The organism is Neorhizobium sp. LMR1-1-1.1 (assembly GCF_040675795.1).
Taxonomy (GTDB): Bacteria; Pseudomonadota; Alphaproteobacteria; order Rhizobiales; family Rhizobiaceae; genus Neorhizobium; species Neorhizobium cellulosilyticum.
Genome location: NZ_JBEGHE010000028.1, coordinates 1 through 22,187 on the forward strand (window position 1 = coordinate 1; position 22,187 = coordinate 22,187).

Consider the following 22,187-nt stretch of genomic DNA (forward strand, 5'->3'; position numbering starts at 1 on the left):
CCCTTGAGACAATCGCTACGATGAGCGATGATCCACTCATCAGCCTGCCAGCAGCAAGCTGACACTCATCCGGCCCTCTGGGATGAGCCGTGGCCGTCTAAGCTACACCACTCCCTGGGACACGATCGTTTCGCCTTGAGGCTTTATCTTACGACATCGGCCCAAACGGCCTCTCGGTCCCTGTTCGAGGACCGAGAGGTGCTCAAAGCCTGCTTTCCGCTTCATCTGCGGTCGATGGTACGGAGTGGTTTAAGTTCCGCGATCACCGTACTCACGACATGCTGGTCTTGTCCCATTATCTCTACGAGAAAATCCTGCGCATCAGCGGATTTATCCAACACGACCGCCCTCATCATTTGTCAAAGCGCGAGCGCGAATGCCTCTGCTATTTGGCGAACGGTTCCATCGCAAAGCAAACAGCAATGTATCTGCAAATTTCAGAGAGCGCCGTGAGGCTATATCTCCAATCTGCCAGAAGAAAACTCGGGGTTCGTACGAGCCACCACGCGGTCGCGAAAGCCATCATCCTTGAGATCATCTCCGCAGACAGCGAGCGCTGATAAAATCCGTGCCTCACTCGAAATCGTCAATCTGTTGATTTCGATAGGTTGTCGAAAGCAGCGTCTCAGGCACGATGCGCCACGGCCATGGTCACTACGACCTCCGGTTATGCCTATGAAGCCGGCCTTTTGAAAATTCGTTAAGCCAAACTTCATTATTGTGACAGTTTATCATATTTTATACAGGCTGTTTCATAGCGGCCATTCTCCCGATCGAAACTATTCAATCAAGGAACAATGACTACCGAATTTCACTCGAAAACACTTCTAGCAGCGTCAGTGCGAATATCCGAAGCTACTGAATTAACTGACGCTTTGATTGCTTTACAAAAAATCTACGACATTGATTTTACGACCTATCATCTCGCACACACGATTTCCGACATTGTCGATACGCCTTTCGTCCGTACGACCTATCAGGACGCCTGGGTCGCTCGCTACCTCCTACGCGGCTATGTCCGGGTCGATCCGGTCATTCAGGAGGGGCTTGTCCGGCAGCTACCGTTCGACTGGCGTGAGATTGCGGTCAAAGACAGCGCTGTTCGAGCGTTTATGCTCGATGCTCGAAAACACGGCGTTGCGCAGAATGGTTTTTCCATTCCAATCATCGACAAGTCACGGCGCGCGCTGTTGACCCTCAATTCAGGCGTTGACGGCCCAGCTTGGACTAGAAGGATAACACGATATCGAAGTGAATGGATTGAAGTCGCGCAGCTAATTCACCGCAAAGCCGTTCTACAATTATACGGCACTCGCGATCCTATACTTCTCCTTAGCCAGCGCGAGCTCGAGTGCCTCCATTGGGCCGCTCTCGGAAACGATGCCACGGGTATTTCAACAATCCTCAACCTGTCGCAGCATACCGTCAAAACTTACCTGAAATCCGCTCGTTATAAGCTCGGCTGCATCACCTTGGCCGCAGCGACCACCAAAGCCAGACATCTTCGTCTCATCCATCCGTATGGCAATACCCCCATATGAGGGAACGCATAGAAGGATATTTTTCGTCTCCGGGAGCAGCTCCATGCTGCAGTGCACCAAGCACTGGAGATGAACATGTACCTCCTCATTCAAGCACATCAATATGACAGGTATCCGGATCTGCTCGACCAATCCTTCCGGCTGAGAAAGCGAATTTTCGCTGACCAATTGGGATGGTCGGTCTCCGTCGTCGGCGACTATGAAAGAGATATCTATGATGATCTCAACCCGGCCTATTTCATGTGGTGCGATGACGACGCGCTCACGCTGTACGGCTGCGTGCGGCTGATGCCGACCACTGGACCGACGCTCCTTTACGACGTGTTCAGAAGTACCTTCCCAAATGCTTGTGATCTTGTGGCGCCATCAATCTGGGAAGGGACGCGAATGTGCATTGATGACGTGGCGATTTCCCACGATATGCCTGATCTGAAACCCGAGAGGGCCTTCTGTTTGCTGCTCGTCGCGCTTTGCGAAGTCGCGATGACAAACGGCATCGATACCCTCGTGTCGAATTACGAACCTCACATGCGACGTCTTTACAGGCGGGCGGGCGCAGAGCTCGAGGAGCTCGGACGCGCAGATGGGTACGGCCGACTTCCCGTCTGCTGCGGGGCCTTCGAGGTTTCGGCCAGGATCCTGTCGAAGATGAGAGCGGCTTTACACGTGACACAGCCGCTAAGCGGTTATCGACAGTCCATTCCGGAACCAAGTACACCAACTCGCGTGGCACGTTTGCCGTTTGTCGACCATCGGCATCAGCTCTATCTCGAAAGCGTGAAAGTGGTGGGCACGGCTAAAGGAGACAAACCACTTTCTCAATGGAAGCAAGGCTGATGCCTCCAGTGATTAGTGTCGCACCCTCGCCCATTGAACGCCGCGAATTTGAATGCCGGGGATGACCGATGGGCAGACCCTACAGTGCGGTCTTGGCGAGGCGGCAGTCATGTCATTCGGCGAGCTATCATGGAGGCGAACCAAACCCGCTCTCATGTGATGGCGTTCTAGGCTCAGGGCCGGATCTTCCACGTTCAACCCGCAAGGGGTCGGCAGCCATGCTGCGGCCGCTTGGCTTCGCCAGCGCGGTGATCGCCCCCGTCCACAGCCTCTTGAAAAGCCATCGAGCGGGAATTTGCCCGCTTGCAATCGGAGCCTCTCAGATGTCATACGATCTTGTCTTGCACAATCCCAAGCTTTCCAGCTTTCCCGCGACCTGAGGGTCCCGGTTACCGTCTTTGAAGTTGACGGTGAATATAGCGTGCTGCCCTCCGACGAAATCGACGCAAGCGACGACCTCGACATCGTGCATGAATTTTCCCTTCGCCAGCTCATTGAGCCGGCCGTGGCCGTTCAGGCCAGGGTGGTATCGCTTGCGAGCAGGCGCCCGCAAGGGAGGCTTCCCCGCGGTTGGAGTGTGAAGAACCCCATTTTGGGGAACAGCCTGCTGCGCCCTTGCAGGCTTTCCTTTTCGCGGTGGACCAGAAGTGCACCGCATATTGCGGATAAATTGAGGTGAGAGGACCGATCTTAGTGTGATCGGATAAGGAATGGACAGAAAAGAGATAGAAGAATTGCGGGAGCGTGTTTCATGCGTCGCTGTGCTTGAGACGGCGGGATTTGCGATCGACGCCAAGGAAAGCACAAGGCGCGCGGTCAAATACCGACGGGCATCGGAAATCGTCATCTTGACCCATGAGGGGCAAGGATGGTTCGATCCGCTTGGCGATGCGAAGGGCGATGTGTTTGCACTCGTCTCTCATCTCGAGAGCGTCGGGTTTCCGCAAGCGTTGGAGCATGTGGCCAGCCTCAGCGGATTTCGATCCGCTTCGCCCGTATGGCAGACTGGACCTAAAAAAGTGACGATAGTGCCAGTGTTCCAACGATGGCTAGCACGGAGCAGTCCTGCACCGGCGTCCGGCGTTTGGCGCTATCTAAACAGGGATCGTTGTCTGCCAGATGATATTCTTCGACAAGCCATCCGACAGAATCTTCTTCGCGAAGGACCGTCCGACAGCATGTGGGCCGCTCACACCGACGACACGGGCACGGTCACCGGCTGGGAGGAGCGTGGGCCCGACTGGCGCGGTTTTTCGAGCGGCGGCACCAAGGTGCTGTTCCGATTTGGCGCTGCTGCCGGGTTGCGGATCTGCGTGACAGAGGCCGCAATCGATGCGCTGAGCCTCGCGGCAATCGAGGGTCTTCGGGACGGTACGATCTATCTCAGCACCGGTGGCGGCTGGTCGCCAAATACCGAAACTTCGCTTCGACATCTGTTGCGTCAGCCCTCTGCGCAACTCATCGCGGCGACAGATGCCAACTCGCAGGGTGAGACTTTTGCGGATCGCTTGCGCGCCCTCACTGACGAACTGGATCGAGACTGGCTGCGCCTGCGTCCAACTGCAGACGACTGGAATGAGGTTCTGAAGCAAAGAGGTGGGTGAAAACAGGAGGTGGAAGGACCCTGCCGCATGCGCGCCGGCCGCATCAAGGGAGGCTTCTCCCGGCTAGTGCCGGCGCTTGACCCGCCCGGACACGAGAGCGGCCGAGCGGGACGGGTGATGAAGGACTGAAGAGACGGGTACGTCGACAGGACACCACCCGCTTCGGTGCCTGAACCCTGGAAATCGACGAGTTCTGCTACACCTACCTGCTCGATATCCTGCCGCCGCTGTGGATGCGTGGGCCGATCTTTGCCATGCGTGAGTTCATGACCGGGTCGATGACCTCGATCTTTTACGCTATCCATATAGACGGCGCTCTCCGTCACTTCCATGCCTATTGCGACCTTTCCGATGCCACTTCCGTGCAGATAATACGTGCGGCGATTATCGCACGCGAAAGTCCGGCGGTCAGGTAATGCGCCGCGAGGAGTGCCTCGAGCATATCTGGAGCACGACCGCTGGCCGAGGCCGATGCAGGGCCATCGCACAGTGATGCTCTATCGCGGCAAGGAAGGCAGCTTCCTCAAGCTTCTCAACGCGCTGACCGACGAATAGAGCGCCGCCAAGCTGCAGGTGCATCTGCGCCGCCTGCCCTCAGACCTGGCCACCTGAGCCAAATCTGATCCTCAACAAATCTGCGCCGCGGCTGGCGAAGCACAGCGTCGATTGGTGTCTAATCAAACGCGCACCGGTGGCCTCTTGCAGTTCGCCGCCGAACTGGATGCCAAACTCAAACAGCGTCGGGACGACGAAGATAAACTGGCTGCGGAGGTATTCACCGAGGCTAATGCAGCCAGGGCCGCACCGGCTGCATAGCTGCGCTGCACAATAAATGGATGCGGCGCGATCAAAAAAGGATCATAACGCCCGGAGCTGATGCACATTGCGACCTCCCAGTCGCGCAGCAGCTGTTCCCCTCTGGAGGTTCAAGATCTCCACACTTCATGGGCCGCGTTCTCCGCAGGCCCATTTTTTTATGCCTCGGTCGGCTCGTTCGGCATTGCCAGGCGCGTTCTGCCAACACGGCTCCTCCAACTGCCGCGCCGCTCGGCGGCCTGGAGCGCCAGTAGGTCCAGATATCGCTCGCGCATTTCCTTGAACTCGATATCCCCTCGGATCCAGTCACTCAGCAAGGCGATGAAGGCTGGATCCTGATCGATCGGAGCGCCTCGGGCTGCTGCGCGGTCGATGGCGCGTTGCGCGATTGCTTTGCGGGTCTCGGGATCAGCGACCATATGGACCTCAGCTTCTGTTTGGCATGGGCCGCGACCTCTAGCAGGCACTTCCGCATGACGCGACTTGAAATCCTCCTTCGTCAACAATATCTGACGATCACTTCCCGATGAAACGACGTCCTGCTCGCGGCAATCGCCGCGGCGTTCGACATTGTGCCGGGACACAGAGAAAGGCGCTTCCCTGATGGGTCGAGCGCCTTTTTCCTATTTGTGACGGCGGCAACTGATCTGTTGCATCTTGACCGGGATCGCATCGAAGATGAGATTTGCGCATAAAAAATCATGGGAACACATGCCATTCTATCTTGTAACGCAGACATTGCTGGTCGAAGCCGCCGCTGAGACGGAAGCTGCCCAGCTCCGCTCCGGCGCGAAAATCACCGTCTCCGTGACGTCCGATGAAACCACGATAACGCATATCACTGTCGCTGCGACAGGCGACGGGCAGCCGCCTGTCTTGCACCCGATTGTGGAAGCCGCTGAGCAACCACACGTCGCTCAATCGGAAGCCGTCCTCGTCACGCCAACTGATAGGAAACTCATATTGAGGCGCATGATGGCGGATGCGGTTGCGCTTTTGAGACCGCGAACTTAGTCCGTTCGTCCCTTTACGGCGCTTGCTGTTATCCTAGCGTGTCCGAGTGTCGACGCGTCGTATGCCAGCGCTGACGGCGGCCGCGGCATAATGTGCCTTCTTGTGCTCGTACATCAGAAAATCGGCACGCCTCACGACGGATTCCATCGCTTCTCCGGTCTCGCTGGTCGCGACCCCGTAAGACATGCTGAGCGGCATGGTAGAGTAGAACTGATTATTGATGTTCAGTAGTTCCATGATCGTTTCCACCATCGCCCCAGCGGTTTTGGCGTCTGCACCTGGCAAGAGGACTGCAAACTCGTCGCCGCCTATGCGGCAGGCATGGTTCGGCGCAGATACGGCGCCGTTGAGGATCTCGCCGAACCGGCGCAACAGACCGTCGCCGGCATCGTGCCCGAGTTGATCATTGGCATCCTTCAGGCCGTTGAGATCGATCACGATCGCCGAGACCGGACGTAGCGACTTGCGCTCCAGCCGGTTCATCTCATCCGCATAGAATGCGCGGTTATAGAGCTTGGTCAGAACATCGTGCTTGCCGAGATATTCGAGATAGGCCTCCGCTTTCTTGCGCGCGGTGATGTCGGCGAGTGCCACCTGAACTCGCGACCAGTCGCGCTCGTGGCCGGGAAACACGGAAAAGTGCAGCAAAATATGTCGCTGGGAGCCATCGAGCGCGTAATTGATCACTTCACGATGGTGAAAAAGATTGCCATTCCAGAGCTCCATTAGCTGTTCGCGGAATGGCTTTTCCATATCGTCTCGGAAAACTTCGCCGAGGCGCTGCAGGAGATCTGACCGGTCTTTTGCGCAGAACAGGTCGAGCGTCGCCTGGTTGACATCAATCACCCTGATCTCGCTCATGCATTGGCGCACAAACTCCGGATGAACGTCCATGAATGTGCGGAAATCGCTGATACCGCGATCACGTATGTCCTCGATCAGCGCCCGGATGCGGCTGAAATCCTCGATCCACAGTGACACGGGTGAATGCTCGAAGACGCCCTCTGCCTGGCGACGTTGCTCGGCTTCGGCGCGGCGGGCATCTTCGCGGTCAGTAATGTCTTCGGTCGTCAGAAGCAGCCGGTCGAGTGTCCGTTCATAACCGGGTAGCACGGCGCCACGCAGCTGGATATCCAGCCGCCGCCCAGCGATCGTGTAATTCACCGTCGTGCTCGTAAATGTTTGTGCGCCATCGAAAAGTGCTGCAAGCTCGTTGATATGGGTGTCCAGCATATCGTCGCGGAAGACGGAGGCGATATTAGCTGTCAGATGATCGAGGCTTTCAGCCTCGAATAATTCCAGCGTCTTGGAATTGACGTCGAGAACCCGGATGCGGGTTGAACAGGCGATGACCCGGTCGCGATTCTCGCGCAGGAAGGCCCTGATATCAACCACGCCGTCTGCGCGCCAATCATCGAATAGTGCCTTCACCCCGCTGAAATCCTCGATCCACATGGCAATCGGCGCGAGGTTGAAAATGTCGGAATCAAAAACAGCGGTCATGAAGAGTGCCTAAGAGAAGACTGATACAGCCGGACCTACGTATCCGGAAAGGCCACCTTATGGGCAAGAGGTAAACCGCTGCTTGCCTACACGCTTATTAAGTGAGGTGTGAAGGTGAATGAGGAAAGAACCCGATCGCCGATCGTTCCTCCTGCCGCCGCTTTCGCTCAACTGCCGCCTACGCGATCCCGGCCGCTCGTCGTTCGCAGGGCTCAAGAGCCCCGCTTGTCCGGCGCAGCAGCGATGCTCGGCCGCAGTTGCGGCAGTCCGGCCGCCCGGCGGTTCGGGGGGTGTCCTCGAGAAAAATGAAGACAGGAAGGGCTGGCAAGGTGCCGGTCCCAAGCCTCAAAAGGACACATCACATGCAGATCATGAAGGCTGACCCGCGCGCTTTGAAGGAAAACCCCGACCGCATGCGCCAGTCTAAGTCGTCACCGCAGGCAGACGTGCTAATGCTGGCGACGATCGAAGCCGTGGGCATCGTCCATGTCCATCCAGCCTTCCCCAGATCGGCGGCTTTGGAGCGTCGCGCCTGGGTTTGCGGGATGGTTGCGTTCGACAATGAACGGCTTGGTCTGCTGCGGCATTTGTCCTCCTGGCTGCGATTCTCGGTTGCAACGATATCCCACAGATCGTTGCGGGCAAGCGGGGCTCTGTTTGCGATGAGCGTATCTTTCTCGAAGAGGCAAGCAATGACGATGGTTCTATGGGGCATGATCGTGACTGCCACTCGTAGTTATGGCAAATGCGGCGGAACGCCATTGTCAGATCCCTTCACGTCAGAGCCTCGGGCAACCCATCTGCGGGCTCGATGAGGCATGTCTGACCGGAGATCGGCTCGCCTCGATCGTCTTCCCGCAACGACAACGTTCAGATTTCTTGCCCCGGAGCCTTACTGGCTCCTCCTTTCCCACCAACAAATTTGCACCTTGCCGTCCTCCATTTCATTGCGGCCTTATCAGGTGCGGTCCGATCGTCACCGGTCTTTCGACAGCCATCGAGGCCGCGATGGGCGCGGCCCGATACACAAGAAAGGAATATGACAATGGCTACCATCGGCACCTTCACCTCTTCCGAAAATGGCTTCACCGGCTCCATTCGCACTCTCGCCCTCAACGTCAAGGCCCGCATCGCCCGGGTCGAAAACCCCTCCGACAAGGGCCCGCAGTTCCGCGTCTACGCCGGTAGTGTTGAACTCGGCGCCGCCTGGCAGAAAACCTCCGAGCAGGGCCGCGACTACCTCTCGGTCAAGCTCGACGATCCGAGCTTCCCGGCTCCGATCTACGCAACGCTCGCTGAGGTCGAAGGTGAAGATGGCCTTCATCTCATCTGGTCCCGCTCGAACCGGGACTGATCGACATCATGAGGCTCCGCCACCAGCGGGGCCTTCTTCGCGACCGAAAAGCCAAAGCCGGACCTGGTATCGAGCCATGTCCCGCTTTTTCGGGTGGGGAACCTGCTCAGAATGCGTGATGGTACAATCGTCACTGCCTGCGTCAGAGAATGAACGGTTTCCCCAATTTGCTCCAGCCCCCCCCTGACGGACCTTCTTCGCAAACCGTCTCCCCCGCTCGCCGGCTTTGCCGGTCGCTTGCGAGATGATCTACGAACTAGCAATCCAGATCGAAGAACTCCGGACTGAGCTGCGCAACGCTGAAAACGGTGCGGAACGCCGTCAGATCCAGGCCGAGCTCGAAATCGCAGGCAGAGCTGATTGTCGCGGGCGCCGAGGTGGACGGCTTTGCAGAAAGCTAGCCGTCTTTCTGAGGCGGTTTCCATCGTCCGTCGTCTTCGAAATCGAGCTGCCGCAATATTCCAATCAATCCCATTTCATCGGCATCGGGAATGATGCGGATCGTGCGTCCTGCCGCAACCTGATACCGGCAGAATTTACCTTGGCCTTTGGCTCCTCGCGCAGGATATGTGAACACCCCCTTCGTCAAGCCTTTCCACAATCACAAATCGCATTCCGCAATAGCCTCGTCTGCCGTCACATTCGCCTCGCAAGCTTCCCAGTATCGCATCGCTGCCTCCCGTCCTTTATCCAGTTCGATCAGCAGCCTGCGACGAGACGTCCGCGGTGGTGGTGCTCTTCTGGAACCGGTTTTCTCCGACGCAGGATCTCATGTCAGCGCGGCGGAACCAGATCGCGCGCCCGCAGCGCAGCGGCGCGTTGCCCGCCGTAAAGACAATCTGCTCGTCGGCACGCATGCGCAGCACCTCGTGCGGCTGGATCAGTGGCCTCGACGCCAGTTGCTTGGATCGCGTGCGAGAGGATCCGCGCGCCTGGAAACCGTGGCTGACCTGATCGATCTCGACCGTGGTCGTGCCGCAGCGCCGCGAAATGTAATCCGCGGTCTCTGGATCGTTGATCGCAGCGAACGAGATCCAGCTGGCACTCTCGAACCATTTGCTCGCCGCGTCCCGCCCGCCATAGGTTTCGCGCAACTGGCCGATCGACTGATAGATCATCGTCAGGCTGATGCCGTACTTGCGGCCAGCGTCTCGCGCCGTCTCCAGGATCCGCATGTACCCAAGGCGCGCCACCTCATCGAGGAGGAAGAGCGCCCTGCCCTGCATCGCGCCATCGCGATTGTAGATCGCGTTGAGGAACGAGCCGATGATCACTCTTGCAAGCCCGGCATGCGTCTCCAGCGTCTTCAGGTCGATATTGATGAAGACGTCGGTCTGACCGTCTGCCAGCGCGTCAGTCGAAAAGCTCGATCCTGAGACAAGCGCGCCGTAGTTCGCGTAGCTCAGCCAATGGGTTTCCTTGATCGCATTCGCATAGACGCCGGAAAAAGTCTCAGGCGTCATGTTGACGAACGCGGCGACATTTTCCTTCACGAAATCCGATTCCGAATTGTCATAGATCTCCTGCAACCGCGCCCGCAATTTCGGCTCGGGCTCCGAGAGATTGGCGCGGACCTGCCGCAGCGTCTGATCCTTTTCGGCCGTGTGCCCGGACAGGCAAACATCTGCGATCATCGCCGTTAGCAGATGAAGGCCGGAGGCTCGGAAGAAGTCGTCGCGGACACCCGTGGCGCGGCCGCTGTCGCTCATGATCCAGGAGGCGATGGCCGCGATATCCTCTTCCTTCGTCCCGCCGTTCCGGCCGATCCAATCCAGCACGTTGAAGCCCGATTGCGGGTTCTTCGGGTCGAGCACGACGACGCGACGGCCTGCCTTGCGCCGGTGTCCGCTCACCATCGGCGCTACTTCGTTCGAGGGGTCGAGGACGACCAGCATCCCGCCCCATTTCAGTGCCGTCGGTATGGTCACCGACGTCGTCTTGAAGCCGCCGGAGCCGGCAAAGACGACACCATGCGATGAGCCGAAGGATCCGTCGAAGCACAGGAGCGGCGACTTGCCGCCGCTGCCCCAACTCGTGGGATCGTCTGATCGAAATGCCAGAGCCGCGACATTGTCACGATCGACGCGATACTTTTCGCCGATGACAATTCCGCCGGCTCCGGAAAACAGCTTCTCCGCCTCCGGCATCTTCATCCAGTCGGCCTCGCCATGGAGTGAGCGCTTCCCACGCATCCGCTTCGGCTCATCCCGTGCAAAGGCAGCATTGCCCTTCACGGCGACCCTGAGCGCGAACGCCCCGGCGACGACGGCCGCTCCACTTCCGATTACCGTAGAGGGGTCGGTATAGGAGAGCAGATTTCGGCCGGCTGGCAACTGTCCGATTAATCCGGCAAGCCTTGTTCCTTCCCGGATGAACGCGATAGCCAGCACGCCCAGAGTGCCGCCAGCCACGCCCCATCCAGCCGCCTTGATGCTCCGCGACCCTTGTGCGGAAAACAGGATGGTGACGCCCGATGCGGCGGCGAGCACATAGGGCGCCACCAGTCCAATCCGACCGAGCGTCAGCCTGGCTTGCTCCGATTTGCCAAATGCTGCCAGCCAGTTTTCGATACCAGGAAAGACCAGGCAAATCGTTGCCATAAGCACGACCGGCATGATGACAAGCACGATTCTAATGATCGTCATGGCCGAAGGCCTCCGCACCGATCGCCAGCAGCCGATCCCGTTCCTCGCCGTCCGCTTTCACGCGCAAGGCGCCGTCGATCAGAAGACCCAGCAACAGCGCGCGCTTCTCAAAGCGCAGACCGGCCTTGACGATCAGTCCGCCGAGCTCGATTTTCTCGCGGGTGTCCTTCCTGCGGCCTTCGGTGATACTGGTCCGGGTCATCCGCTCAAGCCTCCTGAGATTGGCCCGCAGCCTGGACAGCCCTGACCGCCGTCTTCGCGTAACTGCCCGCTGCTTTGCTGCCGTTCCGAAACCGATTGGTGATTTCCTCGAAGGCCGATTGAAGCTCACTTGCCTCGACCTCGAAATTTCCGAGGCCCGCCTTGAGAGCAATGCGCCCGATCCGCTCGGCATCTCGCGTTTCGGCTTGCTTCAGTTCTTCCTGAAGTCGAGCGAGTTCCTCGCGAAGTTTTGCTGTTGGCTTCTTCATGCTGGCGATCTCCTGTCTTCGCTACGGGATGATGAGGTCCAACCGTCCCTCAATTTTCTCCCGCTCGAAAGGTGCAAATTTGCACCTCGCCAAAGCGCCAGCTGTTGGCGAATGATCCCGCCGTTTCGAAGAAGCGGATCCAAGGGCGCAATTATACGTCGCTGGCGCGACGTGCTCGAAGAGCGGCCTGGCGGCGCCGCCGTTATCTTCGAACCGATTAAAATCGCTTGCAGAAAGGAGAAATTACCTCGTGGCCGTCCCGCATTTCTCAGTCAGCATCGTTGCGCGAGGCTCCGGCCGCAGCGCGGTCCTGTCTGCGGCGTATCGGCACTGCGCGAAAATGGATTTCGAGCGGGAAGCAAGGACGATCGACTACACCCGCAAGCAGGGTCTTCTGCATGAGGAGTTCGTGATCCCGGAAGATGCGCCCGACTGGTTGCGGGCGATGGTGGCTGAGCGGTCCGTCTCAGGGGCGTCCGAGGCCTTCTGGAACAGGGTGGAGGCGTTCGAGAAGCGGTCCGACGCCCAGCTTGCAAAGGACGTCACCATAGCCCTGCCAATCGAGCTGTCGGCCGAGCAGAATATCGCACTGGTCAGGGATTTCGTTGAGCGGCATATCACGGTAAACGGCATGGTGGCCGACTGGGTCTATCACGACGCGCCGGGCAATCCGCATATCCATCTGATGACGACGCTGCGACCGCTGACCGAGGATGGTTTTGGGGCGAAGAAGGTTGCAGTCCTCGCGCCCGACGGCAAGCCTCAACGCAACGATGCCGGCAAGATCGTCTATGAGCTTTGGGCCGGCGGGGCCGATAACTTCAACGCCTTCCGCGACGGATGGTTTGCCTGGCAGAACCGGCATATTGCGCTTGCTGGATTGGACATCCGCGTAGACGGCCGCTCCTTCGAAGAGCAGGGCATTGCGCTCGAGCCGACAATCCATGTCGGCGTCGGTGCAACTGCGATCGAGCGGAAGGCAAATGGACCTGGTGACACCGCATCCGCCGCTGCGGTCAAGCTCGAACGGATCGAGCTTCAGGAAGAGCGCCGCGAGGAAAACGCGCGGCGGATTCAGCGCGACCCCGGTCTCGTCCTCGATCTCATCACCCGCGAAAAAAGCGTCTTCGACGAGCGCGATATTGCCAAGGTCCTGCACCGCTATATCGACGATCCGACCCTGTTCCGCGATCTGATGGCGCGGGTTCTGCAGCACCCTGATGCGCTGCGGCTGGACAAAGAGCGGATCTCGTTTTCGACGGGTGCCCGGTCTCCGGCAAAATACACGACGCACCATCTCATCCGCATCGAAGCGGAGATGGCGAACCGGGCGCTGTGGCTCGGCCGACAGCAGACGCATCACGTTGAGAGCCGTGTGCTTGCTCAGACTTTTGAACGGCATGATCGTCTTTCGGACGAACAGAAATCGGCAATTGAGCACATCTCGGGAAATCGCCGCATTGCAGCTGTGGTCGGGCGCGCTGGCGCCGGCAAGACGACAATGATGAAGGCCGCCCGCGAGGCCTGGGAAGCGGCAGGATACCGCGTTGTCGGCGCGGCCCTTGCCGGCAAGGCCGCAGAGGGTCTGGAGAAGGAAGCGGGTATAACTTCGCGCACGCTAGCGGCTTGGGAGCTGCGCTGGGATCAGGACCGTGACCGTCTCGACGAAAAGACCGTCATGGTCATGGACGAGACCGGCATGGTCTCCTCGCGGCAGATGGCGCGCTTCGTCGAAGCAGCGACACTATCAGGGGCCAAACTCGTTCTCGTCGGCGATCCCGATCAGCTCCAGCCGATCGAAGCAGGTGCGGCCTTCCGCGCGATTTCCGAGCGGATCGGCTATGCAGAACTCGAGACGATCTACCGGCAGCACGAGCAGTGGATGCGCGATGCCTCGCTCGAGCTTGCCCGTGGAAACGTATCGGATGCGCTCTCCGCCTACGAGAGCAAGGGCATGGTGCGAAACGGTTGGACTCGGGACGATGCCATCACGATGTTGATCGACGACTGGGACCGCGAATACGACCCAGCCAAGTCCTCCCTGATCCTTGCCCATCGCCGTATCGACGTCAGGATGCTGAACGATCTGGCACGCAGCAAGCTCGTCGAGCGCGGCCTCGTTGAGCCCGGCCATGCGTTCAAGACGGAAGATGGATTGCGTCAGTTTGCGGCAGGAGACCAGATCGTCTTTCTGAAGAATGAAGGATCGCTCGGTGTCAAGAATGGCATGCTGGCGCGTGTCGTTGAAGCGCAGCCAGGCCGCATCACCGCTGAGATCGGTAATGGCGGTGACCGGCGTCATGTCGTCGTCGAACAGCGCTTCTATACCAATGTCGACCATGGCTATGCCACGACCGTTCACAAAAGCCAGGGCGCCACCGTCGACCGAGTGAAAGTGCTGGCATCGAGAACGCTGGACCGGCATCTTTCCTATGTCGCGATGACCCGCCATCGCGAGACGGCCGAGCTCTATGTCGGGCTGGAAGAGTTCGCCCAGCGGCGCGGCGGCGTGTTGATGGACCATGGCGAAGCGCCCTACGAGCACAAGCAAGGCAACCGGGCCAGCTACTATGTCACGCTCAACTTTGTCGACGGTCAGGAACGCACGGTCTGGGGCGTCGATCTCGCGCGGGCGATGCATGAATCGAGAGCCGAGATTGGAGATCGCATCGGTCTTAAGCATATCGGATCGGAGCGCGTTACGCTGCCTGATGGCACCGAGGCGGATCGCAATTCCTGGAAGGTCGTGCCCGTCTCGGAACTCGCGATGGCGCGCGTGCATGAACGGCTGTCTCGTGACGGCTCCAAGGAAACGACGCTCGATTATCAGCACGCCTCTGCCTATCGCGGAGCACTCCGGTTTGCCGACACGCGTGGCCTGCATCTGATGAACGTCGGGCGCACCCTGCTGCGCGATCGGCTGCAGTGGACCATCCATCAGAAGGACAAATTGACCGATCTCGTTTCGCGGCTCGCTGCCATCGCGAGCCGTCTCGGATTGGGTCCAGGTTCTGCCAGCGAAATCCACACCCGCGGCGCATCCGAAACCCGCAGCCAGACCAACTCTGTCATACACGAGGAAAGGAAGCCCATGGTTGCTGGCATCAGCACATTTGCAAAATCGATCGAAAAATCCGTCGAGGACAAGGTCTCCGCCGATCCCGCCTTGAACAGGCAATGGCAGGAGGTCTCGGCCCGCTTCCACCTCGTTTATGCCGATCCGCAGGCGGCGTTCAATGCGCTCAATGTCGACGCCATGGTTGTCAATTCCGAAACTGCGCAGACAACAATCATGACGATTTACAAGCAGCCGGAAACCTTTGGCGCGTTAAAGGGCAAGACTGGTCTATTCGCCGGCAAGGCCGAAAGTCAGGCGCGCGAGACGGCGCTTGTGAATGTTCCGGCTTTGGCCCGTGACCTCGACGGCTATCTGCGGAAGCGGGCTGAAGCCGAGCGTCGCTACGAGGCCGAAGAGCGCGCAGATCGCTTGAAGGTCTCGATCGATATTCCGGCGCTGTCCGGTGCGGCCAAGCAGATCCTCGAAAAGGTGCGTGATGCTATCGACCGCAACGACCTTCCCTCCGGATTGGAATATGCGCTTTCCGACAAAATGGTGAAGGCAGAGCTGGAGGGATTTGCCAGAGCCGTCTCCGAGCGTTTTGGGGAAAGGTCGTTCCTGCCGCTCGCTGCGAAGGAGGCAGATGGCAAGGTGTTCGAGAAGCTTTCCACCGGCATGGCGCTGGCCCAGAAGGCCGAACTGGAGTCAGCATGGAACACGATGCGGACGGTGCAGCAATTATCTGCCCATGAGCGAACCGTGACCGCCCTCAAGCAGGCCGAGACCATGCGCCAAACGAAGACCGCGGGACTCTCCCTGAAATGAGCACCGAAACATTGTACAAGCGTCGTCCCAAGAGCGCAGGCCGACCTGTGGCTTTCATCCTGCTGGGCGCCTTGCTCTGCCTCACGGCGGTCCTGGCGGCAGGCTTCGGTGCTGGCATTAGGATCAACACGACACCGAGCGAGCCGCTCGGGCTCTGGCGCATCGTGCAGATCAATCGCCCGGTCGAGATCGGCGATCTCGTCTTTGTCTGCATGCCTGACAGCACCGAGCGTGAGGAGGGAAAATCGCGTGGCTATCTGAGATGGGGAATTTGCCCTGGCGGGACCGGGCCGCTGATCAAGGAAGTCGTTGCGATGGCTGGACAACAAGTTGCAATCGACACGAGCGTATCGATCGATGGTGTAAGGTTGGACCGCTCCCTACTCGTCAAACGTGATGGTCTCGGCCGGCCGCTACGCCCCTATCTCGGTGGGATCGTGCCGGCGGGACGGGTCTTTCTCCACTCTCCTTTCGAAGGCTCATGGGACAGTCGGTATTTTGGCCCGGTTCCGGTTTCGGGAATACTCGGACGCGCGCGCGAGGTGCTGACCTATGCGCCCTGATCGGTGGAAGACAGCGGTCCTCATAGCATGCGCGGTTGCAACTGGCTGGGTTGGATGGAGCGGCAATCTGTCCCTTCTGCCGGTTTCAGTGGCCTTCCCGTATCTGTGGTCACGCGCGCCAAGTCGGGCTTCGGCGGCGCTCTTGTCCGCGGGGTATTTCCTGGCAGCCTCGCGGGGATTGCCGTTGGGTGTCGCGGCCTTCTACCAATCCGATATTTGGCCAGGATTAATCTTGTGGCTGGTGGCGTCGAGCGGGTTTGTCTTCGTCCAATCTGTGCTCTGGACGGGTCGACAAGGTGGTCGAAGCGGTCTGGCCTATCTCATCGCCATGATCCTCATGGCTTCGCCTCCATTCGGAGTTCTCGGCTGGGCTCATCCAATCACCGCTGCAGGCGTCGTCTTTGCCGGCTGGGGTTGGGTGGGGCTGATAGGGATGGCAGCCGGCCTCTCGGTCATGGCGACGCGGTTTTGGCCGACTGCAGCCCTCACCTTCGCAGGTTGCTGGCTGTGGTCCGCCGCATTCTGGACACAGCCTCAGATAGGGCGCGAATGGCGGGGCATCGACCTCCAATTGGGGGCCAGAATGGGCCGTGAAGCAGGACTCGCCTATCAGCATGATCTTCTTGCAACGATCGTTCGAAGCGAGACCCCGAACCGGTTCGTCGTCCTGCCGGAAAGCGCTCTTGGCTTTTGGACGCCGACCGTCGCGACCGTGTGGCAGGCCAATGCTGTGAAGGGCCGCATGACTGTTGTCGCCGGGGCCGCCGTCGTCAACGAAACGGGATACGACAACGTTCTCGTCCGGATCACAGGCCAGCGCGCCGAGGTCGTCTACCGCGAGCGAATGCCGGTGCCGGGCGCGATGTGGCAGCCTTGGCGACAGCTGGCCGGCGAGAGCGGTGGTGCGCGCGCACATTTCTTCGCGAACCCTGTAGTCGAAATAGCCGGGAAGAAGATCGCCCCCCTGATTTGCTACGAGCAGCTCATCGTGTGGCCCATCCTCCAATCCATGCTGCATCACCCTGACATGGTCCTAGCCGTAGGAAACGGCTGGTGGACGACGGGCACATCCATAGTCGAAATCCAGCGCACGAGCGTCGTGGCCTGGGCTCGCCTTTTCTACAAGCCTTTCGTGATGTCCTTCAACACCTGACGGAGAGAGAAAAATGTACGCTGCCTTGACGAACGATTGCCTTGACGCAGCATTGCCCCCTGCCATAATCGAGCAGTTCGTTGCATCCGCCGGCTCAGACGATCCTTTGGCCATAACAATCAAGCAAGGGGGGCGCCTTGTCCTGATCCCGAAGCAGCGAACGCCCGAAGAGGCGCTGAGCACTGTAAGGGACTATGTGGGGCGCGCAGCGGTTAGAGTCGGGGTAACCCAGCTCCCCGCCGGAATAGGACTTAACGAGCCGTCTCAACTGCAGCCGGGTATTTTTGACCGCTGTGAGAATATGCGCATTGGGACCGCCCTGTTCGCGAAAGTCGCCCGGATCGTGACCAAGTGGTATGGCCGCCCAACTAACATGGAGCTTCTTCCTCAAATGATGGATGACGCGATCTATGCCTGGAGAACAGGAGAGTTTGAAGGACAGAATGTTTTCAAGACCGAAGATCCGGGCGGTCCTACGTTTTTCTTCAATGGATCCGGGGAAGTTCAGCCGATGGCGCTTATCAACGAACCGACGCGCCGCGACGAGAGGGAGAAAAACACTGCCCCCAAAGACGCTGCAACTACAGGCATCCGCATCGATCTGTCGCGCATCGGTGGGCAGTAACGATGTCGATATTGAGAGCGAGGCCGAAATGACACGAAAATGCTCTAACGGATGCGTCGACACATTTGAATCATCATGGGGCAGTTTGCTTACAGAGCTTGTCGGATCTCTTGTCATCTTCCGCATCGCCAATCGCGTCGAAATGGCCTTTCAACAAGCGGTAGCTGGTCTGGACGGGGGCTATTACTTGCGCGTGATCAGATCAAGGCGATTACCACCATTGACGATCGCGCCCAGAACGTACGGCTCGCTGTAAGTCCACTGGCGGCTTTATAACTCGGGCCGATCGACCCGTTGTTGTAGGTCGTTCTTCCTGAAGTAGGTACCCGAACCAGGCCACTCGTGGCCTTCAGAAACGGCCTGTTTGACCCATGGGTGAGATAGACAATGGGTATAATCTGTTTGCAATTCAACCAACTCACGTTAAAATATGATATTTAGTCCGATATGTTTATGAAGTTTGCGATCTAGTATGCCCCATATTTTCGGCGATCACCGTCCGATCGCGCTGTAGTTTTATGCTTCCCTCTGAGAATTAGAGTCGATCGCGGGGCTTAAAGAGATGAGGAATCATTGATGGCCCGGTGGGTTGAAAAGCTTTTGGACATTAACGCGATAGCTCGTGATCAAAAGACGCTGAAATCGGCGCTTGCAGAACTCGCAGATAGGTTCGACTGTTCTGGATATGCTTTCGTCAACTTGCAACCCGGTCAGGCTTATGGAATCTCGAACTATCACCCCGAGTGGCAAGCGCGATATCGCGACAAAGGTTTTCAACTGGTCGATCCGGTGATGACGCAAGCGCGGCGCCTCATGCGCGCATTTTCATGGTCTGGTGACGCGCTGCGAAGTTCCCTATCCGCCAAGGAGCGGGGCTTCTTTTCTGACGCTTCCGATTATGACATCAGATCGGGTGTCTCCATCCCGATCGCCGCGCCGAACGGGGCAATCTCCATGCTGACTTTTGCATCTTCTAAACCAAAGCTGGTCATGGAGCGAGACATCAATGCAATTGCAGCGGCTTCTGCTGTCGGGCAATTGCATGCTCATATTGAGCATTTGCGGGTAAGGCCGACCATTGAGGAACAGGTTTATCTGACCCCTAAGGAGGCCACTTACCTTCGGTGGATCGAGCTTGGTAAGACCGTCGACGAGACGGCCGACCTCGAACAGGTGAAGTACAGCGCGGTCCGCATCACCCTGGACGGTGCCAAGGAACGTTACAACCTAACCAACAATACGCAGTTGGTAGGACTGGCGATCCGGCGTGGCCTTATATGATTTGCGTAATCAAACCTTTTGGGGGCCGGCCCAGAATTTTCAAAAGCGTCGTCAATGCGGACATCTGCGCGTGCATTTCGATCGTTGCCTGAAGGTAGGCTAGATGTTCATTGCTACCGGCTGCAGCACCTAATCTCTCCTCGGTAGGAAGCGCCTCAAATAGGGCTTCCGCTTTCTCTAAAAGATTGCGATGAGTTTTCATCGCTAGGGTAGTCAAATGTTCTACCACAGGCTCCGGCAAGCCTGCGAGAAGACCCACGAGGGGTCTGAGCTCGACGTCGGTGTATTTACCATTGGTTTCATCGGACAAGGACGCTCCTCCCAAAAAAGACAATGCGCGGTACGCCCCCGCATTGTTCCTGACGCCTGGCGATCGGGGAGTTTGTAACCGAGCATACTCAGCCATGGACCTTTAGTCCCAAGGAACCTGGACATACGTCCACGGCTCCCCGACCATAAGTCGAGGAATTCGGCACCCTGACGGCGGACACCAGATCAGTATGCTTCGGGTTACAAAGCCCGGAGACAGCGCGTACTGCCTCGCAGGTGCTTATAGCGGTTGGCTTTTGAATCTTCCACTGCAGTTTTGTAGATGTGCTGCGAAGCCCCTCGATAGCTTGCGCTGAGCAATGGATCGCAGAAAAGTGTGGTCAGAGGGCGAGGTATACCATCCCTGTTGATATGTACGCCTATATGACGTACATTTTAGAGCAGTTTCACGGCTGGGGGGATCCATGCATTCATCCAACGATATCACTGCCGACATCGATGAACCGAGCAACGCCCGGATGAACTTCCGCACCAAGCCGCGCATCAAGGATGCGATCCACCGGGCAGCGGCATTGTCTGGCATGGACGTCTCTGCCTTCACGATGAATGCGGCGTACAAGTTTGCTATCGAAACGATCGCTGCTCACGAGGCGACCATCCTCAAGTCTGCAGATCATGCGGCGTTTTTTGCAGCCCTCGACAACCCGGCTGCTCCTACAGATGCGTTGAAGAACGTCTTCAAACGTCACCGCGAGACTATCGATTCACGCTGATGCTGGAGAATGCAGAACCTACTTTCATCATTGAGCCGCTCGACCCGTCGAAGCACGATCGAGCGGCTTTCTCATGCGGCGTGCCTCAGGTCGACAACTTCATCAAGAAGACGGCTAACATACTAACCATGGCAGATAACCTCCGTGTCTGGATCATGACCGAGGATGGGACCTCCATCATCGGCTTTTATGCCATCAACGCCCATTCGATCGACTACCAGGATCTTCCAGAAAAGTTCGCTCGTAATCGGCCAGGACACGGATTTATCCCTGCAGCCTATATCTCAATGATCGGCCGTGATGAGAGATTCAGGGGCGGCGGACATGGAGGTGTTCTTCTTGCCGATTGCTTGCAGCGCATAGCGGCGGTCGCTGACCAGATCGGCACGGCAATCACTGTGCTTGACGTTTTGGATTGTGGCGATGCTGAAAGAACAAGGCGACGCATGGAGCTGTACGCTGGGTACGGTTTCTTACCGTTTCCTTCGAAGCCAATGCGTATGTTTTTGCCTGTCGCGACGATAAAGCAGTTGCTCGGCTGAGTCTTCTCTACTCATTGGGTATAAAGGCCTGGGAAAATGATATCCTGGTCAACAAGTACATTGAACCTGTAGCCTGGTCTGATCGTGATCGTCGGCTGCACGCCGAGGTTTTTCGAAATAGCCTGTTCCGCAACTCGCCCAAAGGTCTCGGCAAAGTTCCGGCGCGCTGCGTCAGAGGCCGTATCTTGTGTGGCCAGCGTCGAACTCTGGGGCATCGACATGTCGATGCCGGTTCCGATCAAGGCGATCATTGCTGCGGATCCGAACGTCCTCAGGTAGTGATTGTCGACCTTGTCGGTAAAGCCGCCATAGCCTTCAGAGTCCGTGCCAGCCATCCCACCTATCTGCAAGGTCGAGCCATTCGGGAAGATGATGTCCGTCCAGACAACTAGGGTGCGGCTTTGGCCGAAAGAGACCTTGCTATCGTAGCGGCCGAACAGCTTCGTCCCCTGTGGAACCAGCAGAACATGGCCCGTAGAACTGTCGTAGACGTTTTGGCTGACCTGCGCAGTGATACGGCCGGGCAGATCGGAATTGATCCCTGAAATCAGCGTGGCGGGAATCACGGAGCCGCGCTTGAGTTCATAGCGCGATTGCTGTGGTACAACCTGACCGGGCAAATAGCCGAGATCCTTGATGTCGGCATTGAAAAAGTCTTCCTTCGAAGCCTGGCCATTCTGATCGCCGCCTGCTCCCACCGCGCCCGCACGCAATGCCGCGGCGTAAAGGTCGGATGCTTCACCAGCCGGCTGCGCCCCCTGTTGACGGGTCGCCGCACCGGCGGTTCCAGCCCCCTTGGCTTCGACATCTGAAATATCGACTTTCAGGGGTGAGTCGAGCGCGGCACCTTTGGCCTGGAGACTTGCCATTCGCTGTCTTTGCTGCTCGCGCGCGATCTGTTCCCGTTGTTCGCGCAGCATGCGTGCGTTCCATTCTTCATCGGATTCCGTCTGCGGGCGCCGCGCCTGTTGCGGTTCTTGCCTCGCTTCCGGCTGCTTCTCCTGCACAATAACGGGCGTGGTCGTGACCGGGGTGGGTTGGAAGGCTGATGGATAGTCTCGGTCCCCGATGATGCCGTCCTTCACGCCGCGCTTCATTTGCTCGGCGAAATTGGACGCTGGAGCGTTCGTGCCGCCATCTTGCGGAGCCTGCTGCCCAAACCGGTATCCGCGCGAGGAAAGGCCGTAGACAAGGACGGCAAGGAAAAGCACCGCTATGCCAATCCCGATGAAAAAGGGCATGCGGTTAAGGCGCTTCATCCCCGTGTCGTCGGAAGAAGGATTGGAATTACCAAGTTGCAGCGATTGGACCAT

Annotated in this window: 23 protein-coding genes and 1 pseudogene; 17 read left to right on the top strand and 7 right to left on the bottom strand. The window is 58.2% G+C overall.

All coding sequences use genetic code 11. The features are described 5' to 3' along the window. Positions 1 to 125 precede the first annotated feature (125 nt). The 7 genes and pseudogenes from MRBLMR1_RS18905 to MRBLMR1_RS18935 all read left to right on the top strand — a co-directional run. Positions 126 to 299: pseudogene (locus MRBLMR1_RS18905) on the top strand (autoinducer binding domain-containing protein); the annotation flags it as partial. Further along, on the top strand, positions 279 to 560 hold the full coding sequence (locus MRBLMR1_RS18910; protein ID WP_500065698.1) for a helix-turn-helix domain-containing protein: 282 nt from the start codon (positions 279 to 281) through the stop codon (positions 558 to 560). The pseudogene MRBLMR1_RS18905 and the gene MRBLMR1_RS18910, both read left to right, overlap by 21 nt. Before the next feature lie 237 nt (positions 561 to 797). Then, positions 798 to 1,541 (top strand): helix-turn-helix transcriptional regulator, encoded by a 744-nt coding sequence (locus MRBLMR1_RS18915; RefSeq protein WP_148148661.1) that lies wholly within the window; start codon positions 798 to 800, stop codon positions 1,539 to 1,541. Between the two features lie 75 nt (positions 1,542 to 1,616). Further along, positions 1,617 to 2,378: an acyl-homoserine-lactone synthase gene (locus tag MRBLMR1_RS18920; RefSeq protein WP_148148662.1), complete on the top strand. Its 762-nt coding sequence runs from the start codon at positions 1,617 to 1,619 to the stop codon at positions 2,376 to 2,378. A gap of 710 nt (positions 2,379 to 3,088) precedes the next feature. Then, on the top strand, positions 3,089 to 3,982 hold the full coding sequence (locus MRBLMR1_RS18925) for a DUF3991 and toprim domain-containing protein (protein ID WP_500065655.1): 894 nt from the start codon (positions 3,089 to 3,091) through the stop codon (positions 3,980 to 3,982). Positions 3,983 to 4,215: 233 nt separating this feature from the next. Then, the gene (locus MRBLMR1_RS18930; protein ID WP_404946139.1) at positions 4,216 to 4,398 is read left to right on the top strand and encodes a DUF1419 domain-containing protein; all 183 of its coding nucleotides are present in this window, start codon (positions 4,216 to 4,218) and stop codon (positions 4,396 to 4,398) included. Between the two features lie 13 nt (positions 4,399 to 4,411). After that, complete coding sequence (locus tag MRBLMR1_RS18935) at positions 4,412 to 4,537, top strand: hypothetical protein (protein WP_500065657.1); 126 nt, start codon at positions 4,412 to 4,414, stop codon at positions 4,535 to 4,537. 419 nt (positions 4,538 to 4,956) lie between these two features. Here MRBLMR1_RS18935 and MRBLMR1_RS18940 read toward each other — a convergent pair whose 3' ends face one another. After that, complete coding sequence (locus MRBLMR1_RS18940; protein ID WP_148148665.1) at positions 4,957 to 5,217, bottom strand: hypothetical protein; 261 nt, start codon at positions 5,215 to 5,217, stop codon at positions 4,957 to 4,959. 292 nt (positions 5,218 to 5,509) lie between these two features. Between MRBLMR1_RS18940 and MRBLMR1_RS18945 the strand changes: the two genes are divergently transcribed. Then, a complete protein-coding gene (locus MRBLMR1_RS18945; RefSeq protein ID WP_148148666.1) occupies positions 5,510 to 5,812 on the top strand; it encodes a hypothetical protein in 303 nt (100 codons plus the stop codon). 33 nt (positions 5,813 to 5,845) lie between these two features. Here MRBLMR1_RS18945 and MRBLMR1_RS18950 read toward each other — a convergent pair whose 3' ends face one another. Continuing rightward, positions 5,846 to 7,315, bottom strand: coding sequence for a sensor domain-containing diguanylate cyclase (locus MRBLMR1_RS18950; RefSeq protein WP_148148640.1), 1,470 nt, complete (start codon positions 7,313 to 7,315; stop codon positions 5,846 to 5,848). Between the two features lie 362 nt (positions 7,316 to 7,677). Here MRBLMR1_RS18950 and MRBLMR1_RS18955 point away from each other — a divergent pair, with 362 nt between their 5' ends. Both MRBLMR1_RS18955 and MRBLMR1_RS18960 read left to right on the top strand, forming a co-directional pair. Continuing rightward, on the top strand, positions 7,678 to 8,130 hold the full coding sequence (locus MRBLMR1_RS18955) for a hypothetical protein (protein ID WP_500065701.1): 453 nt from the start codon (positions 7,678 to 7,680) through the stop codon (positions 8,128 to 8,130). A 230-nt stretch (positions 8,131 to 8,360) separates the two neighbouring features. Next, complete coding sequence (locus MRBLMR1_RS18960) at positions 8,361 to 8,669, top strand: DUF736 domain-containing protein (RefSeq protein WP_183686418.1); 309 nt, start codon at positions 8,361 to 8,363, stop codon at positions 8,667 to 8,669. A gap of 686 nt (positions 8,670 to 9,355) precedes the next feature. On the opposite strand, the gene traG is transcribed toward MRBLMR1_RS18960, so the two are convergent. Genes traG through MRBLMR1_RS18975 form a run of 3 tightly spaced genes read right to left on the bottom strand, consistent with a single transcriptional unit; the run spans position 9,356 to position 11,784 of the window. Continuing rightward, the gene (gene traG, locus MRBLMR1_RS18965) at positions 9,356 to 11,314 is read right to left on the bottom strand and encodes a Ti-type conjugative transfer system protein TraG (protein WP_148148637.1); all 1,959 of its coding nucleotides are present in this window, start codon (positions 11,312 to 11,314) and stop codon (positions 9,356 to 9,358) included. Then, entirely contained in the window at positions 11,301 to 11,516 is a 216-nt protein-coding gene (gene traD, locus MRBLMR1_RS18970) for a type IV conjugative transfer system coupling protein TraD (RefSeq protein ID WP_148148635.1), read from the bottom strand. The genes traG and traD overlap by 14 nt, the downstream gene beginning before the upstream one ends. 4 nt (positions 11,517 to 11,520) lie before the next feature. Further along, positions 11,521 to 11,784: a TraC family protein gene (locus tag MRBLMR1_RS18975; protein ID WP_148148633.1), complete on the bottom strand. Its 264-nt coding sequence runs from the start codon at positions 11,782 to 11,784 to the stop codon at positions 11,521 to 11,523. A gap of 250 nt (positions 11,785 to 12,034) precedes the next feature. Here MRBLMR1_RS18975 and traA point away from each other — a divergent pair, with 250 nt between their 5' ends. The 5 genes from traA (at position 12,035) to traR (ending at position 19,289) form a co-directional block, all read left to right on the top strand. After that, a complete protein-coding gene (gene traA / locus MRBLMR1_RS18980; RefSeq protein WP_500065662.1) occupies positions 12,035 to 15,667 on the top strand; it encodes a Ti-type conjugative transfer relaxase TraA in 3,633 nt (1,210 codons plus the stop codon). Continuing rightward, positions 15,664 to 16,230: a conjugative transfer signal peptidase TraF gene (traF, locus tag MRBLMR1_RS18985; RefSeq protein ID WP_148148630.1), complete on the top strand. Its 567-nt coding sequence runs from the start codon at positions 15,664 to 15,666 to the stop codon at positions 16,228 to 16,230. The genes traA and traF overlap by 4 nt, the downstream gene beginning before the upstream one ends. After that, a complete protein-coding gene (locus tag MRBLMR1_RS18990) occupies positions 16,220 to 17,383 on the top strand; it encodes a conjugal transfer protein TraB (protein ID WP_148148628.1) in 1,164 nt (387 codons plus the stop codon). Before traF ends, MRBLMR1_RS18990 begins: the two co-directional genes overlap by 11 nt. A gap of 13 nt (positions 17,384 to 17,396) precedes the next feature. Then, positions 17,397 to 18,008 carry a TraH family protein gene (locus MRBLMR1_RS18995; protein ID WP_500065664.1) on the top strand — a complete coding sequence of 204 codons (612 nt, stop codon included), beginning with the start codon at positions 17,397 to 17,399 and terminating at the stop codon, positions 18,006 to 18,008. A gap of 576 nt (positions 18,009 to 18,584) precedes the next feature. Then, on the top strand, positions 18,585 to 19,289 hold the full coding sequence (traR, locus tag MRBLMR1_RS19000) for an autoinducer-binding transcriptional regulator TraR (protein ID WP_500065666.1): 705 nt from the start codon (positions 18,585 to 18,587) through the stop codon (positions 19,287 to 19,289). Here traR and MRBLMR1_RS19005 read toward each other — a convergent pair. Continuing rightward, the gene (locus MRBLMR1_RS19005) at positions 19,282 to 19,599 is read right to left on the bottom strand and encodes a transcriptional repressor TraM (RefSeq protein ID WP_500065668.1); all 318 of its coding nucleotides are present in this window, start codon (positions 19,597 to 19,599) and stop codon (positions 19,282 to 19,284) included. The two genes, traR and MRBLMR1_RS19005, sit on opposite strands and share 8 nt — an antisense overlap. Before the next feature lie 424 nt (positions 19,600 to 20,023). Between MRBLMR1_RS19005 and MRBLMR1_RS19010 the strand changes: the two genes are divergently transcribed. Both MRBLMR1_RS19010 and MRBLMR1_RS19015 read left to right on the top strand, forming a co-directional pair. Next, positions 20,024 to 20,332 carry a type II toxin-antitoxin system TacA family antitoxin gene (locus MRBLMR1_RS19010; protein ID WP_206828908.1) on the top strand — a complete coding sequence of 103 codons (309 nt, stop codon included), beginning with the start codon at positions 20,024 to 20,026 and terminating at the stop codon, positions 20,330 to 20,332. After that, on the top strand, positions 20,332 to 20,874 hold the full coding sequence (locus MRBLMR1_RS19015; protein ID WP_500065670.1) for a GNAT family N-acetyltransferase: 543 nt from the start codon (positions 20,332 to 20,334) through the stop codon (positions 20,872 to 20,874). Before MRBLMR1_RS19010 ends, MRBLMR1_RS19015 begins: the two co-directional genes overlap by 1 nt. A gap of 11 nt (positions 20,875 to 20,885) precedes the next feature. Here the strand turns inward: MRBLMR1_RS19015 and trbI are convergent, their stop codons facing one another. Next, complete coding sequence (gene trbI, locus MRBLMR1_RS19020; RefSeq protein WP_500065672.1) at positions 20,886 to 22,187, bottom strand: IncP-type conjugal transfer protein TrbI; 1,302 nt, start codon at positions 22,185 to 22,187, stop codon at positions 20,886 to 20,888.

Excerpts from the sequence above, each read along its gene's own strand:
- traG (WP_148148637.1), bottom strand. The coding sequence starts at position 11,314 with ATGACGATCATTAGAATCGTGCTTGTCATCATGCCGGTCGTGCTTATG.
- MRBLMR1_RS18925 (WP_500065655.1), top strand. The coding sequence starts at position 3,089 with ATGGACAGAAAAGAGATAGAAGAATTGCGGGAGCGTGTTTCATGCGTC.
- traD (WP_148148635.1), bottom strand. The coding sequence starts at position 11,516 with ATGACCCGGACCAGTATCACCGAAGGCCGCAGGAAGGACACCCGCGAG.
- trbI (WP_500065672.1), bottom strand. The coding sequence starts at position 22,187 with ATGGTCCAATCGCTGCAACTTGGTAATTCCAATCCTTCTTCCGACGAC.
- MRBLMR1_RS18960 (WP_183686418.1), top strand. The coding sequence starts at position 8,361 with ATGGCTACCATCGGCACCTTCACCTCTTCCGAAAATGGCTTCACCGGC.
- MRBLMR1_RS19010 (WP_206828908.1), top strand. The coding sequence starts at position 20,024 with ATGCATTCATCCAACGATATCACTGCCGACATCGATGAACCGAGCAAC.
- MRBLMR1_RS18990 (WP_148148628.1), top strand. The coding sequence starts at position 16,220 with ATGCGCCCTGATCGGTGGAAGACAGCGGTCCTCATAGCATGCGCGGTT.
- MRBLMR1_RS18915 (WP_148148661.1), top strand. The coding sequence starts at position 798 with ATGACTACCGAATTTCACTCGAAAACACTTCTAGCAGCGTCAGTGCGA.
- traR (WP_500065666.1), top strand. The coding sequence starts at position 18,585 with ATGGCCCGGTGGGTTGAAAAGCTTTTGGACATTAACGCGATAGCTCGT.
- MRBLMR1_RS18975 (WP_148148633.1), bottom strand. The coding sequence starts at position 11,784 with ATGAAGAAGCCAACAGCAAAACTTCGCGAGGAACTCGCTCGACTTCAG.
- MRBLMR1_RS18945 (WP_148148666.1), top strand. The coding sequence starts at position 5,510 with ATGCCATTCTATCTTGTAACGCAGACATTGCTGGTCGAAGCCGCCGCT.
- MRBLMR1_RS18930 (WP_404946139.1), top strand. The coding sequence starts at position 4,216 with ATGCGTGGGCCGATCTTTGCCATGCGTGAGTTCATGACCGGGTCGATG.
- MRBLMR1_RS18910 (WP_500065698.1), top strand. The coding sequence starts at position 279 with ATGCTGGTCTTGTCCCATTATCTCTACGAGAAAATCCTGCGCATCAGC.
- MRBLMR1_RS19015 (WP_500065670.1), top strand. The coding sequence starts at position 20,332 with ATGCTGGAGAATGCAGAACCTACTTTCATCATTGAGCCGCTCGACCCG.
- MRBLMR1_RS18955 (WP_500065701.1), top strand. The coding sequence starts at position 7,678 with ATGCAGATCATGAAGGCTGACCCGCGCGCTTTGAAGGAAAACCCCGAC.
- MRBLMR1_RS18920 (WP_148148662.1), top strand. The coding sequence starts at position 1,617 with ATGTACCTCCTCATTCAAGCACATCAATATGACAGGTATCCGGATCTG.
- MRBLMR1_RS18995 (WP_500065664.1), top strand. The coding sequence starts at position 17,397 with ATGTACGCTGCCTTGACGAACGATTGCCTTGACGCAGCATTGCCCCCT.
- traF (WP_148148630.1), top strand. The coding sequence starts at position 15,664 with ATGAGCACCGAAACATTGTACAAGCGTCGTCCCAAGAGCGCAGGCCGA.
- MRBLMR1_RS18940 (WP_148148665.1), bottom strand. The coding sequence starts at position 5,217 with ATGGTCGCTGATCCCGAGACCCGCAAAGCAATCGCGCAACGCGCCATC.
- MRBLMR1_RS18950 (WP_148148640.1), bottom strand. The coding sequence starts at position 7,315 with ATGACCGCTGTTTTTGATTCCGACATTTTCAACCTCGCGCCGATTGCC.